General features: G+C 67.5%; 11 protein-coding genes and 1 riboswitch. Of the genes, 8 read left to right on the top strand and 3 right to left on the bottom strand.

Features of this window, described 5'->3' with window-relative positions; all coding sequences use genetic code 11:
* Positions 1 to 62 precede the first annotated feature (62 nt).
* On the bottom strand, positions 63 to 662 hold the full coding sequence (locus J7E89_RS09405; RefSeq protein WP_214971073.1) for a histidine phosphatase family protein: 600 nt from the start codon (positions 660 to 662) through the stop codon (positions 63 to 65).
* A 155-nt stretch (positions 663 to 817) separates the two neighbouring features.
* Positions 818 to 901: riboswitch (cobalamin riboswitch) on the top strand.
* Between the two features lie 59 nt (positions 902 to 960).
* Between J7E89_RS09405 and J7E89_RS09400 the strand changes: the two genes are divergently transcribed.
* The 3 genes from J7E89_RS09400 (at position 961) to J7E89_RS09390 (ending at position 4160) form a co-directional block, all read left to right on the top strand.
* Positions 961 to 1188, top strand: a complete 228-nt coding sequence (locus J7E89_RS09400; protein ID WP_214970996.1) for a CbtB-domain containing protein — start codon at positions 961 to 963, stop codon at positions 1186 to 1188.
* 15 nt (positions 1189 to 1203) lie between these two features.
* Entirely contained in the window at positions 1204 to 2007 is an 804-nt protein-coding gene (locus J7E89_RS09395; RefSeq protein WP_214970992.1) for a CbtA family protein, read from the top strand.
* Between the two features lie 803 nt (positions 2008 to 2810).
* Complete coding sequence (locus J7E89_RS09390) at positions 2811 to 4160, top strand: hypothetical protein (protein ID WP_251060321.1); 1350 nt, start codon at positions 2811 to 2813, stop codon at positions 4158 to 4160.
* Between the two features lie 825 nt (positions 4161 to 4985).
* On the opposite strand, the gene J7E89_RS42010 is transcribed toward J7E89_RS09390, so the two are convergent.
* Entirely contained in the window at positions 4986 to 5453 is a 468-nt protein-coding gene (locus J7E89_RS42010; protein ID WP_308315407.1) for a DUF4365 domain-containing protein, read from the bottom strand.
* A gap of 847 nt (positions 5454 to 6300) precedes the next feature.
* Here J7E89_RS42010 and J7E89_RS09375 point away from each other — a divergent pair.
* The 3 genes from J7E89_RS09375 to J7E89_RS09365 all read left to right on the top strand — a co-directional run bounded on the left by J7E89_RS09375 (position 6301) and on the right by J7E89_RS09365 (position 8743).
* Positions 6301 to 7002, top strand: coding sequence for a hypothetical protein (locus tag J7E89_RS09375; RefSeq protein ID WP_214970985.1), 702 nt, complete (start codon positions 6301 to 6303; stop codon positions 7000 to 7002).
* A 203-nt stretch (positions 7003 to 7205) separates the two neighbouring features.
* Entirely contained in the window at positions 7206 to 7442 is a 237-nt protein-coding gene (locus J7E89_RS09370; RefSeq protein ID WP_308315411.1) for a helix-turn-helix domain-containing protein, read from the top strand.
* Positions 7443 to 7570: 128 nt separating this feature from the next.
* Complete coding sequence (locus J7E89_RS09365; protein ID WP_308315406.1) at positions 7571 to 8743, top strand: tyrosine-type recombinase/integrase; 1173 nt, start codon at positions 7571 to 7573, stop codon at positions 8741 to 8743.
* Positions 8744 to 8891: 148 nt separating this feature from the next.
* Here the strand turns inward: J7E89_RS09365 and J7E89_RS09360 are convergent, their stop codons facing one another.
* The gene (locus J7E89_RS09360) at positions 8892 to 10421 is read right to left on the bottom strand and encodes a UDP-N-acetylglucosamine 1-carboxyvinyltransferase (protein ID WP_214970979.1); all 1530 of its coding nucleotides are present in this window, start codon (positions 10419 to 10421) and stop codon (positions 8892 to 8894) included.
* 297 nt (positions 10422 to 10718) lie between these two features.
* Here J7E89_RS09360 and J7E89_RS09355 point away from each other — a divergent pair, with 297 nt between their 5' ends.
* Positions 10719 to 12947, top strand: coding sequence for a hypothetical protein (locus J7E89_RS09355; RefSeq protein ID WP_214970976.1), 2229 nt, complete (start codon positions 10719 to 10721; stop codon positions 12945 to 12947).
* A gap of 268 nt (positions 12948 to 13215) precedes the next feature.
* Positions 13216 to 15942 (top strand): aconitate hydratase AcnA, encoded by a 2727-nt coding sequence (acnA, locus tag J7E89_RS09350; RefSeq protein WP_214970973.1) that lies wholly within the window; start codon positions 13216 to 13218, stop codon positions 15940 to 15942.
* The last annotated feature ends 10 nt before the right edge of the window (positions 15943 to 15952 follow it).

The raw sequence follows: 15952 nt of genomic DNA, 5'->3' as shown, positions 1-15952 counted from the left end.
AGCCTGGCACATCGGCCCCGGAAAGGAGAGCCTCACGCATGTACGGGTGCGCGACCGTGACGTCAGCGGTGGGAGGAGACCTCGCCGTTCCGTGGCCGCAGAGCATAGCCATTGAGGAGATTCCACCGCTGGGCGCGGCCGCTGAGTTCCGTGGCCGTGAGCGGGCGGACGTCCAAGCGCCAAACTGCCTGGTCGGGAGCGGAAAGGGCGTGGAGCACGGCGGCGCGGACGACGTCCGGTTCGGCGACGGCCACAATGCGTCCCGTCAGGCTGTGTTGCACGGTGTCGAGCCATGCGCCGACCCGGATGCGTACGTCCCGCAATGCCTCGCCGCCATGGGGCGCGGCGGTCGGGTCGTCGAGCCAGAGGGCGACGGCTTCTGCCTCGGCGGCCGCGACGGCGTCCAAGGTCTGTCCCCGCCAACGGCCCATGTCGCAGGCGGCGAGGCCGGCCAGCGGTTCGGCGTTCAGCCCGAGGGCCTGGGCGGTTTGGCGGCAGCGCTGAGACGGCGACGTATAGACGTGAAGGGCCGGGGGGAGTGCGCCGGCGGCGGCCTCGGCGCGTGCGAGCCCGGCCGGGGCCAGAGAGCTGTCGTCATCGAACCGGACGTCGCTCAGCGCTTTGCTCATCGCGGGTGAGACCAGCGTCACCCGTACTGTCATCGGCCCCTCCGGTGCGCTCATGGGCGGAAGTTGTCACGGCGCACCCTATCGATGGGGGGCGTGCGGGAGTGATGTGGGACTCACGCCCTTGGCGGGATGTCGGGCGCGCGGTACCGTCACGGCGATATTTCAACAGAACGCGACGACGGCGAGACGGAAGTCCGGTGCGAATCCGGCACGGTCGCGCCACTGTAAGCCGTAGCGGCATCCCGAAGGGGTGCAGCCGCGGTGAGTCAGACCCGTGGACCGTCGTCCTGCACCACCGTATGGGACGCGTGTTCCCCGAGGAGGTTCCACCATGGCCGAGGCTGTCGTCTCCGCTGCTGTTTCCACCCATTCCGTTCCTGTGCCGACTTCGCTGCCCGTGCGCGCGGTCCTGCCCTGGGCGGTGTTCGTCGGCCTCCTGGCACTGATCGCCCTGTACTTCGTCGGCGCCGAACAAGGAGCCACCTCCGTCTTCGCCGGTGCCGAGGTGCACGAATGGGTCCACGACGGACGCCATCTGCTCGGCTTCCCCTGCCACTGAGAGGCGACCGAGCACATGTATGCCTCAACTGTCAGAGGTCTGCTGGTCCGCGGCATGCTCGCGGGCCTGATCGCAGGACTGTTCGCCTTCGCCGTCGCCTACACGGTCGGTGAGCCGCCCGTGGACGGCTCCATCGCGGTGGAGGAGGCCCAGGCCGCTCAGGAGACTCACGCCGGGCACGGCGCCGCGTCCGCGGAAGCCGCCGAGGAAGAGGAGCTGGTCAGCCGCTCGGTGCAGTCGACCGCCGGTCTGGCCACTGGCGTTCTGGTGTACGGGGTCGCGCTGGGCGGCATCGCGTCCCTGACGTTCTCCTTCGCACTGGGCCGTCTGGGTCGGTTCAGCCCGCGGGCAACCGCCGCGTTCACGGCGGCTGCTGCCTTCATCACCGTCTACCTGGTGCCGTTCCTGAAGTACCCGGCCACGCCGCCGGCAGTCGGAAACCCGGACACGATCGGGAAGCGCACGACGCTGTTCTTCCTGATGGTTCTGCTCAGTGTGCTGCTCGGGGTCGCCGCGGTCATCGTTGGGCGTCGATTGGCGCCGCGTCTGGGCAATTGGAACGCGACGCTGGTCGCCGGGGTGGGCTTCATCGCCGTGCTGGCTGTCGCATTCGTGTTCCTGCCCGCGAACGACGACGCGGTCAAGGCCGGTTTCCCCGCAGCCCTGTTGTGGGAGTTCAGGGTCGCTTCCCTGGCGATCCAGGTCGTGCTGTGGGCGGTCTTCGGGATCGTCTTCGGCGTCCTGGCCCAACGGCTGCTCGAACCGCGCACGGCCGGAGCGGCAGCGGCAGTGAAGCAGGCGGCAGCAGCTACTGGCTGAGCCCCACGCCCCTGCGGTTGCGGTGTGGCGCACCAGGCTCCCGCCACCCTTTCGGGTCGGCGGGGCCCGGTCGCACCATGGCCCGGTACGAGGTCGTACCCCTCATTCACCGGTCTGCCCACCCAAGATCTGCATCACGGCTGAGGGCTCGACGTTCAGGCGGTGACGCGTGCCGCACGGAGGCGGCGAAGACCCTGCGCGACGACTCCCCTTCCGAGGGTACGACTTGGTTTTCGCTGCGTACGTGCACCGCGCTCAGTCCGTCGGCCTCTGTGAGAGGTGCGCCGCAAGTGAACTCACACGCGGGGTAAGGCATTCGAGCAGCGCAAGTCGCTTGCCTTTGGACCGCTGAGCATGAAGCGAGCATGGCTGACCGTCGGCGCGGTCGTATTCGGCGGTTCAGGGGCGGACGCTTGTGGTGACTGCGGCTGACAAGATGCGCGCTGGTACAGACTTCTCGCAGAGCGCCTCCGTCCACGCCAGCTGTTGGCTTTGGCCGCAATTTGGGCGTCAGGCAGTCACCACGGGTCTGCTCTTCCCGCCGATCGACATGCTGCAGGGGCCCGTGTAGCGGGACGCTCAACCCGTTTCCGATGACGCACCATGTGGAGTGCGTGGCGATCCTCGAACCGGCCGCTAAGGGCTCCTGACCTGCGGTTTTGCGCGTGCGCATTATGTGCGGTGTGGGCGTTACGGGCGATATCTTGACGCTGAAATGACGCTCGTGACGCTCATTTGACGCTCGTTCTGATGGAGTGTCAGGTGGCTTTGGGTTGCAGAGTGAGGGGCCACGGTGTGGGCTGATGCTCGTGCATCGGTGGTCCGCCCTGAACGAACGGCAGCGCGCGCTTCTCGAGCGGCTCGCGGCCGGTGAAGAACCTGGAGCCTGGGCGCCGGGGGATTGGCGCTCGGCGTATGCCCTGCATGACCGTGGGCTTCTGATGGTGGACAAGGGTGGCGGTGCTGCCCGTGTGGAGGTCACCGAGGCCGGCCGGTTCTATCTTCGGCATGGTCATCATCCCGACGACCCGGCGTTGGCCGACGGCGGTGAGCCGTCGGTGCCCTCCGGGTCTCCGGCACCGTACAGTGAGCGGCCCGTCGCCCGTGCGCGGCGGGCGAAGGCGCGGGAGCTGGTCGAGCGGCTCACCTCCGAGGGGCATGTCCGGTTTGCTGATCCTGATGACGACGAAGTCGCGGAATGGCGGCGCGTCGTCAATTACGCGAAGCGGCATGGCCTTGAACCGGAAGGCAAGCGCATCGAGAAGGTTCAGTACGGTGGGCGTGGGCTGGAGTTCTTCCTCACGGAGGGCCCACATCCCAATTCGCGGAGCCAGCGGCCGAAGACGGGCGTGCCGGTGGTCCCGGTCCCCTCGCGGCTGGCATCCCTTCATCCGGTTGTAGCTGCGCTCAGGGACGACGAGGGGCCGTTGGTTATGCCGCCTGTGCTGCGCCGTAGGTCGCTCCTGATGCTGCAGGGACTGGCCGCCGAGGCGGTGTGGCGAGGGTACGAGGTGCGGAAAGTCTCGTCCTACTCCTGGCGCGAGGGCGGAGTGGACGTCGTTGTCGACGGCTTCGCGTATGCCGTCACCTTCAGGCAGGAGTTTCCGCAGTCCACGAATCCGGAGCGCTCCGCGCGTCTCGTCATAGAGGTTGCCCATGGTCTGACCAGTCGGCCGGGCCGCTGGCGGGATCGGAAGGGCCGGACGCTTGAGCAGACCCTGGGCGTGATTCTCGGGGAGATCGAGGCGCGAGCGGTGGAGGACGCTCGGCGCAGGGAGAGCGAGGAGCGCGCAAGAGAAAAGCGTGAGGTCCGCTGGCGGGCGGCCGTGGAGGAGGCGAAGGAACGCGCTGTCCGGGAGCAACTCGCCGAGGTGCTGCGCGAGGGGGCCGGGCGCTGGCGGGAGGCTGTCGTGATCGGCGAGTACTGCGATGCCCTGGAACCTCGTCTTGCTGAGCTGGGCGGGGACTTGGACGAGCAGGCCGTGGAATCAGCCCGACGTTGGCTGGAGTGGGCACGCGAGTACATGCGGGGCATCGCCCCCCTGCGGCATCCTCAGGACATGCCGACTCCGCGTGATCCGACACCGGATGAACTCCAGCCGTATCTGAAGGGCTGGAGTCCTTACGCACCCGAACGACACGGCGGCCGGTGACGCGCGAGCCCGAGCGGTCCTCTGTTGGTGCTCCGGCTCTGGTACTGGTCGCCACAGCGGTCTCGGTCGATGCTTCAGCGCAGGTGGTTGTGGCCGTCGACCGGAAGCATGCATTCACTCGTCTCGGCGCTGTGGAGTTCCGATATCCGTCGGTGTGTCCAGGACAGTAGCCATCAAGGAGGGGTCGGGCCCGAAGTCGTCCACCTCCATCGTGGCCTGGCCGCCCGGCGGGCTGGTGAGGGACCCCTAGACGCGGACGGGGATGCCGGTGTCGTCCACTCCCACGTCGATCCGGTCCTGGCCGGGGGAGTAGACGTCCTCGGGGGCGCGGGCCTGGCTGATGATGGGCACGATGTACGAGCCGCGCCGGGTCTGTCCGAGGCGGACGTCCCGGGCCTGTTCCCTCGCCCGTGTCGGGAAGTTGCGGAAGTGGCCTGGCGGCGGATGGTCGCCGCGGCGGAGGCCACGCGCAGGCGCTTTGCGGAGATGAAGAGCTCGTAGCCGGACTCCAGAGGGATGGACCCGTCGCTCAAGGTGGGGTGGGAGGCTTGGAGGTCGGTGACGTCGTTGAACACGGTGGCGACCGCGTCCTGGACCGTGCGGATGTCGCGTGACTCGACGCGAGACAGGTCCCCGAGCAGGATCTGGGCCCGTTTGGTGAAGTCCGGGGCGCCCGGCTTCCTGGGGACCAGGACGACCTCGTCAGCGGGACCAGGCAGGCGCCACAGTTCGGCGACGGCGCCACCGGAGATTGGGGTCCAGCCGGTGACCTTGAGGTAGCTGCGGATCTCTTCGGGACCGAAGTCCGGCTCTGGGTGCACCACGTCAGTTCACCCCCGGGTCGGCGTGGTTGAGCAGCTGACGCGCCGTTTCGAACATGGCCCCCATTGACTTGGCGGTGAGGGGCTGGTGTTCGGGAAGACTGATCGCTGTGGTGCCCTTGCTGCGCGCCTTGCCCGCGCCGTGCAGAGAGGCCCAGTAACCGTGACAGGCCAGGATGATCGACTCGGCGTGGTGGGTCACCCATCGACCTATGTCCGGGGGCACGATCAGTAAGGCGAGGTGGCCGGGGGCGGAACGGTCGGGGTCACGGAGCTTGTCGTACGTCTCGATGTCGAGGTCGAAGCTGTAGCCCCCTCGGACGACGCGCGGGCTCTGCGTGCACTTCAGCTGTACGTCGACCATCAGCCCGCGTTGACGCAGGGTGACATCGACGCCGTCCTTGTCGACGTTCCAATCGCAGATGGTGTAACCACCCTGGGTGGCCAGCACGTGATCGTAGGCCCGACTCACTTGCTCCTTCTGCCAGCTCGTCGCCTCCGTAGCCACTGGTCCCCCTCCCCTGGCGTGGACGTGAGGATAAGGGGAGGTGGACGGCGCGGGGAATAGGGCGTCGATGGTCAGGGTGCGGTGGCGCCGAGGTAGGCGTGCCAGCTGCCGTGATGGGTGATGTCGGTGCCGGAAGGCGTGGAGCACGGATCGCGCTGGAAGCCGAGTACCAGGTGCCGTCGGTGAATTGGATGCTGTCGAGGGACACGAAGGCGGGGAGCATGGCCAGGAAGTGGTCGAGGGCGGTGGAGGAGAAGCGCCAGCGTTTCTTGGTGGTCTCGATCCGCCCGATTCTCTCGCCAAGTGAGCGCCGACAAGCCCGCTTGAAATCCTCGTTCGGACTGTTCTTTCAAGCGGAGCCGCTTGGCGGCATGGCCAATTTCTCTACGGGTTACAGCGGAATGGTCGTGGGCTGCTGTTGGGGCATGGTTGGCCGGCCTTGAATAGGCCAAGCGCTTAGAAGGCGCCTGCTCTGTTCTTTGGCACCGGCAGCCCGAGCGTGCGCTGGTAAGGGCGCTCCTCTGTAACGCTGGGGGCGTGCTGATTCGCCGACGGCAGACACATTGGGTGCGCAACGGACTGGAATAGCGCGGCGAAGCAAGCAAACCTAGAGCGGTCTAGAGAAGCGCGGTGACGTCCTGCTATTCCCGCAGGCACCTGGATGCCGGAGCGCGTAGGCGGGCGCAACATAGCCGACGATCGCCGGTTAGCAAAACCGGCGATTCTCCAGACCATTGGAGATGTTCGGTTGCTGCGCGCGGCGAGCCGACTGCTGTGCCCACCCCAACGCCTTATCCAAAGGACCTTGCTCATGACCGCAGTTACTGGCGATGGAACGTTTCTTCTGGACGATCGGCAGTGTTTTTCGATGCTGGACTGGGTTGCCGAACAGCCCCAGAGCGGACTCGTGCTGAGGGCCTTCCTGGCGTCCATCGCTCTCGCGGCGCTGAGGCCGACGGAAGCACTGGCGCTGCGCGTCCGAGACGCGGAACTTCCTGACGAGGGCAATGGCGTCCTGCTGATCCACCCTCAGGGGCAGGAGGGCCACGTGGAGGGAGCCGACGGTGCGGGTGATGTGCGGCGTGTTCCCGCATGCCCGGAGTTGGTGGCAATCTTGAAGACTGAGGTCACCCGGCGCGATCTCGGCCACGATGACGCGATATTCGTCCTCGACGACGGGCGACCGCTGACCGGCTCGGTCTACCGGGAGGTCTGGAGGCAGGCGCGGGCGGCGTTGCTGGAAGCAAACGAAATCGACTCGCCGCTTGGCAGGAACGTCTCCGCTCTGCGTGACGCGTGCATCGCGGCATGGCTGCGGAATGGCGACCAGACCGCAGCGCATATCGTTACGGTGGCTGAGTGCGCCGGCGTGAGCGTCCCTCGGCTCGCCGAACGCTTCGCGCATTGTCTCCGGAAGCCGACGCCGGCTGAGATCCCCTGGGACCGCCTCGAAGCCGCTTTCCGCCTTTCTGCCTTGCGGAGCGAGCCAATGGCCGCTGCGCGCCGCCCGTAGCGCGGCGCCGCGCTACGGCTTGTCCGCGAAATCTCCTGCTGCTTCATCACAAGCCATGGGTGGGCGGAGAACCGGTTCTCCGCCCACCCGGTCCCGCTCCCTTTCGCACCCCCCACAGAGAACCTCCCATGCCTGCACAACCGCTACTTGTTCCTTCCGCCGCTCCAACTCCCGCGAGTGCCGCACGCACGGCGTTCTTGACCGTGAAGGACGCCGCCGAGTATCTCGGCCTCTCACCGCACACCCTCTACGTCTGGCGCCACCGGCGGCAGGGACCTCCGAGCTTCCGCATGGGTCCACGCGGCCGCGTCATGTACCGGCTGGAAGCCCTCGACGCCTGGGTCCGTGAGCAGGAGCAGGCCGACTCGCGGTCCAACATGGCTCTGAACCCGCTGGACGCCCGTCCCCAGGAGCGGTCCACCCGCTTCCCCAGCGCCTGACGCTCCAGGCGTCGTAGAGCGCCGTCTCCATCCCCTTCGTCAAGGAGTTCGACCTGGCCGGCTACATAGAAGACCGATGGCTGAAGAAGCGCCCCAACCCGAAGACCGGCAAGCGCGAACGCACGGCCATGTACGGCAAGTGCACCCGCTACCGCGTCAAGGGCATCCCCGGTGTCAAAGACCGCTCGTTCGATGCCCTCCAGGACGCCAAGACCTGGCTCGCCCAAGCTCAGACCGACGCGCGTCGAGGAGAGTTCGTCGATCCACGAGACGGGGCCATCTCCCTCAAGGACTACATCGAGACGCACTGGTGGCCCACCCAGAGCGGGGACCCGTCCACGATCGAGCGCATCGAGCAGAGGGTGCGCCGACACATTCTTCCGCATCTCGGATCCCAGCCGCTGAACGGCGTCGGCACGGAAACGCTGCGCAACTGGAAGAAGCGGCTCGAGAAGGACCTCGGGCCGACCTCGATCCGCCTCGTCTGGGCGACGCTGTCCAGCGTCCTCCAGGCCGCCGTCGAGGACCGCCGACTCGCACGCAATCCGTGCCGCTCCAGCACGGTCGGTCCGCCGGCCGCCGCACCCGGCAGAGTTGAGGCGTGGGCTCCCGAGCGCGTGCTGGCCGTACGCGCGGCAATGCCGGAACGCTACCGGGTTCTCGTCGAGATCGGAGCGGGCCTGGGCCTCCGACAAGGAGAGGCACTCGGATTGAGCGTGGAGGACATCGACTTCGCCAAGGAAGTCGTCCATGTCCGGCGCCAGGTCAAGATGGTACGGGCGAAGCTGTGCTTTGCGCTCCCCAAGGGCCGCAAGGTCCGAGACGTCCCTCTGCCTTCAAGCGTGGCCCGGGCCATTCAGCGGCATATGGAGCTCTTCGCGCCAGTGCCGGTCACGCTGCCCTGGGATGACCCGCGTCCCCCTGAGACGCCTGTGGAAGCCAAACACCGGCGGCCGAGGACGTACAGCCTCTTGGTGACAGGACGCGAGCGGAAGGCGATCAACCGGAACTTCTTCAATTCCTATGTCTGGAAGCCGGCCCTGGCCGGAGCGGGCGTGATCGCTCTGCTGCAGGAAAGCACCCCGCGTGGGTCCCGAGTGTGGGAGCCGTCCCGGGAACACGGCTTCCATGCCCTGCGACACTTCTACGCCTCCGAGGAACTGGAGGCCGGCGAATCTGTCGTCTCCCTGGCACGCTGGCTGGGCCACTCCGACCCCGGGTTCACCCTGCGGAAGTATTCCCACTTCCTGCCCCGCGCGGGCGCACGGGGCACCGCCGCCATCGACGCGATCTTCGCGTAGCCTCGGCCCGGACGGCGTGGGGCCCGGACAGCGGGCCGCAGGGGCCCCGGCTCAGGCGCAAAGTCCCAGAGAAGTCCCACGGGTGCCGCCGCACCCCCTCTTGACCCGCGTTCTTGCTGGTCAGGCAGGGTGCGGCGGCATTCGTCGTTCAGATGTCGCGGAAGATTTCGATCTGCGCGCCCACCGAGTTGAGGCGCTCCGCCAGGTCCTCGTAACCCCGGTTGATGACGTAGACGTTGCGGAGTACGGACGTGCCTTCGGCCGCCATCATCGCCAGCAGGACGACCACCGCGGGCCGCAGCGCCGGCGGGCACATCATCTCGGCGGCGCGCCACCGGGTCGGGCCCTCCACCAGTACCCGGTGCGGGTCCAGGAGCTGGAGGCGGCCGCCGAGGCGGTTGAGGTCCGTCAGGTAGATCGCGCGGTTGTCGTAGACCCAGTCGTGGATCAGGGTCTGGCCCACGGCGACCGCCGCGATCGCCGCGAAGAACGGCACATTGTCGATGTTGAGGCCGGGGAACGGCATCGGGTGGATCTTGTCGATCGGCGCCTCGAGCTTCGAGGGCCGTACGGTCAGGTCCACCAGCCGGGTACGCCCGTTGTCGGCCTCGTACTCGCCCGTGCGGTCGTGGTCGAGGCCCATCTCCTCCAGCACCGCGAGCTCGATCTCCAGGAACTCGATCGGGACCCGCCGGATCGTCAGTTCGGAACCCGTCACGACAGCGGCCGCGAGCAGGCTCATCGCCTCGACCGGGTCCTCGGACGGCGAGTAGTCGACGTCCACGTCGATGTTCGGTACGCCGTGCACGGTCAGCGTCGTCGTACCGACGCCGTCGACCCGTACGCCCAGCGCCTCCAGGAAGAAGCACAGGTCCTGGACCATGTAGTTGGACGAGGCGTTGCGGATGACGCTCACGCCGTCGTGGCGGGCAGCGGCGAGCAGCGCGTTCTCGGTCACCGTGTCGCCGCGCTCGGTCAGTACGATCGGACGGCTCGGCCCGGTCGAAGGCTCCACCACCGCGTGGTAAATGCCCTCGGTCGCGGTGATGTCCAGACCGAAGCGGCGCAGCGCGATCATGTGCGGCTCGATGGTGCGCGTGCCGAGGTCGCAGCCGCCCGCGTACGGGAGCCTGAAGCGGTCCAGGCGGTGCAGCAGCGGGCCGAGGAACATGATGATGCTCCGCGTCCGGCGCGCCGCCTCCGCGTCCATGGAGTCCATGTCGAGCTGCGCGGGCGGGACGATCTCCAGGTCCTTCCCGTCGTTGATCCAACGGGTGCGTACGCCGATCGAGTTGAGCACTTCCAGCAGGCGGTAGACCTCCTCGATGCGCGCGACACGCCTCAGCACGGTGCGGCCCTTGTTGAGCAATGAGGCGCAAAGCAGCGCCACACACGCGTTCTTGCTCGTCTTCACGTCGATCGAGCCGGAAAGACGCCGTCCGCCGACCACTCGCAGATGCATCGGTCCCGCGTACCCCAGGGAGACGATTTCACTGTCGAGAGCCTCGCCGATGCGCGCGATCATCTCAAGGCTGATGTTCTGGTTCCCGCGCTCGATGCGGTTCACGGCACTCTGGCTGGTGCCCAGCGCTTCGGCGAGCTGCGTCTGTGTCCAGCCCCGGTGCTGACGGGCGTCACGGATGAGCTTGCCGATACGTACGAGGTAGTCGTCTGCCATAGCGGCAGGTTATCTCAGATATGAGATGACGCCTCGCGTGGGGTGGATGTGGCGGCCGATATGGGCGTGTCGGGTGAAATGTTGTAGTTGAACCGAAAAGGGTGCGCAGGGTCGTGACGCCGCTTCAGGCCCTCGGCGCCCCATGTGCCACCTGGACGGGCGCATGTGACGCGAAGGTTCCGCATCGCTGTGGTGGGCTGAGGAAGTCGGCCGGCAGATCGAGCCCCGTCTCGCTTCCTTCCCAGGGGTCGTGGCCCAAGAAGCCAAAGAAGCCCAAGCAGAAGGAGCACGTACCGCATGACGATGATCACCGACCCAACGGCGCTCAACGGCGAGGCTCAGGCATCACAGGAGATCGAGCTCGAGGACCTGGCGGCGCGGCAGGAGATGGCGGAACTCCGGGAAAAGACCGCCGCCGCAGAGCTGGAAGGCGGTGAACAGGCTGTCCAGCTTCAGGCGAGGGTGGCGCAACTGGAGGCGCACGCCGCGCTCAGGGCGACGGCGCATCCGGTGAAGCGCCTGGTGCGCGGCCGCTACCGCAGTGCCGGCGCCGGAACCCAGCTGGAACTCCGTGTCGACGTGGACGGCCTCCGGCCGGCGATGCGCGTGAGCGGCGACTTCTTCCAGAGCAGCGGAGCCACCTCCAGCTATGCCGGGTCCTTCGTCGTCGAGGCCCCGACGATCACGCAGGAGCCCGGCGCGGTGAAGCTGGAAGGGCAGGGAAGGTTCAGCTTCCCCATCGGCTCGCGGCACATGCGGGTGACCATTCCCCGCGGGACGGGCTTCCCGCCCACGCCGGGCATCGCCACCGTTCAGTTCTCAGCAGGGCCGGGAGCGGCGCCCAGTGCGACGTACCTCTGTTCGTTCGTCTCACCGCACTTCCGCAGTGTCCAACTCGAACAGGACTCCGTCGCCGGGACCGTCCCCTTCATCTCTTACGACACCGGCTCCCTGCCTCAGCCGCCGTCGAGCCCCCCGCGCACCCTCACCGTGCCGAAGGCGTTCGAGGAGGCAGGCATCGAGATGCAGGTGGCCGGCGCTCCCAACGTCATCCCCTTCCACGGGGCCGGCCCCGACGCGAGGTGGGACCCGTCCGAGCTGCACAACGCGATGGTCAACCACTTCAGCCTCTGGAAGGACGCCGCCCTGTGGCGGGTGTGGACGCTGATGGCCACCGCTTACGTGGACGACGACACCCGAGGGATCATGTTCGATTTCGGGGGATCCTTCCAGCGGCAGGGCTGTGCGGTCTTCCACAACGCCATCAAGGGATCCGACCCCGCCAGTCAGCGGGCGCAGCTGCGCACCTACGTCCATGAACTCGGCCACGCCTTCAATCTGCACCACTCCTGGCTGAAGAACTCCGCCAGTCCTCCGCAACCGCTGGGCCCCAACGGTGGTCTGGGAGACCTCTCGTGGATGAACTACGCGCAGCGGTACCAGCCCCCGCCTCCGGCGCCGGGTGGAGCGCCCGCCTACTGGGCGGCCTTCCCGTTCCAGTTCACCGACAACGAGCTTCTCCACCTCAGGCACGGCTTCTATCGCGATGTGGCCATGGGAGGGAACCCCTTCGGCGTGGGCGCCGCCGAGACCGACGCAGCCCTGTTCGGCGATCCGCTGGTGAACAACTCCGGCCTCGCCCTGGAGCTTCGCTCGCCGAGCACCTTCCTGTTCGGGCAGCCGGTCGTCGTCGAACTCAAGCTGTCCACCACCGACCTGAACGGACGCACCACGCACGGGCGGCTGCACCCCGAGGAGGGCTTCGTCACCATCGCCATCTGCACTCCCTCCGGCGATATCAAGACCTACCGGCCACCGCTGACGCGCTGTGTGGACGACGCCGCCGAGGTCCGGCTCGACAGTGAACGGCCGGCGATCTACAAGAGCACGTACATCGGCTACGGCAAGGACGGCCTGTACTTCCAGCAGCCCGGCCGGTATCAGCTGCGGGCCCAGTACGTCGCCTCGGACGGTTCGCGGGTGCTCTCCCAGGTCCACCACGTGACCGTCCGTTCGCCCCACACCGACGAGGACGAGAACGTCGCCGAGCTGATGATGGGCGACGACCAGGGCATGCTCTTCTACCTCCTCGGCTCCCACAGCGAATCGCTCACCCCCGGGCAGGACGCGCTGGAGGAAGTGCTCGCCCAGTACCCGGACCACCCCCTCGCCGTCTACCCGGCGCTGGCCAAGGGGGCGAACGCCTCCCGGGACTTCAAGTACCTGCCGGCGGACAAGAAACCGTTCATCAAGGAAGCCGCCTCCCAGGAGAGCATCGACCAGCTGAACAAGGTCGTGAACGCCTCACTGGAGAACCGAGGCGTCGACAACATCACCCTGGGCTGGGTGATGAAGCGCCGCGCCCGCATGGAGGCCAGGGCGGGCCGCATCGAGCAGGCCCGGCAAACCGTGGACGACATGGTGTCCATCCTCGGCGAGAGGACACACAACCCCTCGGTCCGGCGGGACATCAGGGCCCAGGCGCAGCACCTCAGGGACACGCTCCCCGGGGGTGAGCGCCGGTAAGAGGGCCGGCGACGGGCAGGGACGGGCAACCGGGGCACATGCCGGCCCGTCCCTCTGTCGAGTGCCCGCTGCGTGCTGAGGGCGGTCCGGGCATGACCGGGTTGCGGCCATGTACTAGAGTTATCTCGACATCGAGATATCTGCCGAAGGCGTACCGCAGCCGCCGACCGGTAAGGGTGACCTAACTAAGTCTTACCTTAGCGGATGGCCAGGGGGTCGTGGCGGCAGGATGCGGTAAGAAACGCGCACATTGAAGAAGGAGACTGTCGTGTCGGCGAACAGCTTCGACGCCCGCAGCACGCTGCGCGTGGGCGACGAGTCGTACGAGATCTTCAAGCTGGACAAGGTCGAGGGCTCCGCTCGCCTCCCTTACAGCCTGAAGGTGCTGCTGGAGAACCTCCTCCGCACCGAGGACGGCGCGAACATCACCGCCGACCACATCCGGGCGATCGGCGGCTGGGACTCCCAGGCGCAGCCCAGCCAGGAAATCCAGTTCACGCCCGCCCGCGTGATCATGCAGGACTTCACCGGCGTGCCCTGTGTCGTCGACCTCGCCACCATGCGTGAGGCCGTCAAGGAGCTCGGCGGCGACCCGGCGAAGATCAACCCGCTGGCCCCGGCCGAGCTGGTCATCGACCACTCCGTCATCGCCGACAAGTTCGGTACGGCCGGCGCCTTCCAGCAGAACGTCGAGCTGGAGTACGGCCGCAACAAGGAGCGCTACCAGTTCCTGCGCTGGGGCCAGACCGCCTTCGACGAGTTCAAGGTCGTCCCGCCGGGCACCGGCATCGTCCACCAGGTCAACATCGAGCACCTGGCCCGCACGGTCATGGTCCGTAACGGCCAGGCCTACCCCGACACCCTCGTCGGCACCGACTCGCACACCACCATGGTGAATGGTCTTGGTGTACTCGGCTGGGGCGTCGGCGGCATCGAGGCCGAGGCCGCGATGCTCGGCCAGCCGGTCTCCATGCTCATCCCGCGCGTCGTCGGCTTCAAGCTGACCGGCGAGCTGCCGGCCGGCACCACCGCCACCGACCTGGTCCTCACGATCACCGAGATGCTGCGCAAGCACGGCGTCGTCGGCAAGTTCGTCGAGTTCTACGGCGAGGGTGTGGCGGCGACGAGCCTCGCCAACCGCGCCACCATCGGCAACATGTCGCCGGAGTTCGGCTCCACCGCCGCGATCTTCCCGATCGACGACGAGACCCTGAAGTACCTGCGCCTGACCGGCCGCGACGCGCAGCAGGTCGCGCTCGTCGAGGCGTACGCCAAGGAGCAGGGCCTCTGGCTCGACCCGGCCGCCGAGCCCGACTTCTCCGAGAAGCTGGAGCTGGACCTGTCGACGGTCGTCCCGTCGATCGCCGGCCCGAAGCGTCCGCAGGACCGTATCGTCCTCGCCAACGCCGCCCAGCAGTTCGCGCAGGATGTACGGAACTACGTCAGCGACGACGAGGAGTCGGGCAAGGAGTCCTTCCCGGCCTCCGACGCCCCGGCCGGGCACGACGGCGTACCGACCCGGCCGACCCTGGTCACCGCCGCCGACGGTTCGACGTACGAGATCGACCACGGCGCCGTGACGGTCGCGGCCATCACCTCCTGCACCAACACCTCGAACCCGTACGTCATGGTCGCCGCCGCGCTGGTGGCCAAGAAGGCGGTCGAGAAGGGCCTGACCCGCAAGCCGTGGGTCAAGACCACACTCGCCCCGGGCTCGAAGGTCGTCACCGACTACTTCGACAAGGCGGGGCTGACCCCCTACCTCGACAAGGTCGGCTTCAACCTCGTCGGCTACGGCTGCACCACCTGCATCGGCAACTCGGGCCCGCTGCCCGAGGAGGTCTCGAAGGCCGTCAACGACAACGACCTCGCCGTTACGTCCGTCCTCTCGGGCAACCGTAACTTCGAGGGCCGCATCAACCCCGACGTCAAGATGAACTACCTGGCCTCCCCGCCGCTGGTCGTCGCGTACGCCCTCGCGGGCTCCATGAAGGTGGACATCACCAAGGACGCGCTCGGCATCGACACCGAGGGCAAGCCGGTCTACCTCGCCGACATCTGGCCCACCGAGGCCGAGGTCAACGACGTCGTCGCCAACTCCATCGGCGAGGACATGTTCAACAAGTCCTACGCCGACGTCTTCGCGGGCGACGCGCAGTGGCAGGCGCTGGAGATTCCCACCGGCAACACCTTCGAGTGGGACAGCGAGTCGACGTACGTCAGGAAGCCCCCGTACTTCGAGGGCATGACGATGGAGACGACCCCGGTCGAGGACATCGCCGGTGCGCGCGTGCTTGCCAAGCTGGGCGACTCGGTCACCACCGACCACATCTCCCCGGCCGGCGCCATCAAGGCCGACACTCCGGCCGGCAAGTACCTCACGGAGCACGGCGTCGAGCGCCGTGACTTCAACTCCTACGGCTCCCGCCGTGGTAACCACGAGGTCATGATCCGCGGCACGTTCGCCAACATCCGCCTGCGCAACCAGATCGCGCCGGGTACGGAGGGCGGCTTCACCCGCGACTTCACGCAGCCCGACGCGCCGGTGTCGTACATCTACGACGCCTCGCAGAACTACCAGGCAGCCGGCATCCCGCTGGTCATCCTGGCGGGCAAGGAGTACGGCTCGGGCTCGTCCCGCGACTGGGCGGCCAAGGGCACCGCGCTGCTCGGCGTCAAGGCCGTCATCGCCGAGTCGTACGAGCGCATCCACCGCTCGAACCTGATCGGCATGGGCGTCCTTCCGCTCCAGTACCCGGAGGGCGGCTCGGCGCTCGCGCTGGGTCTGACCGGCGAGGAGACCTTCGAGATCACCGGCGTCACCGGCCTGAACGACGGCGGCATCCCGGACACCCTGAAGGTCAAGGCCGTCAAGGCCGGCGGCGAGAGCGTCGAGTTCGACGCGAAGCTGCGCATCGACACCCCGGGTGAGGCGGACTACTACCGCAACGGCGGCATCCTGCAGTACGTGCTGCGGTCGCTGATCCGCAGCTAGTCGTCACCGG

Source organism: Streptomyces sp. ISL-100 (genome assembly GCF_018614615.1).
In the GTDB taxonomy this organism is placed as follows: Bacteria; Actinomycetota; Actinomycetes; order Streptomycetales; family Streptomycetaceae; genus Streptomyces.
The sequence above is the reverse complement of the archived record's forward strand: the minus strand, read 5'-3'. Positions and strand labels throughout refer to the sequence as shown.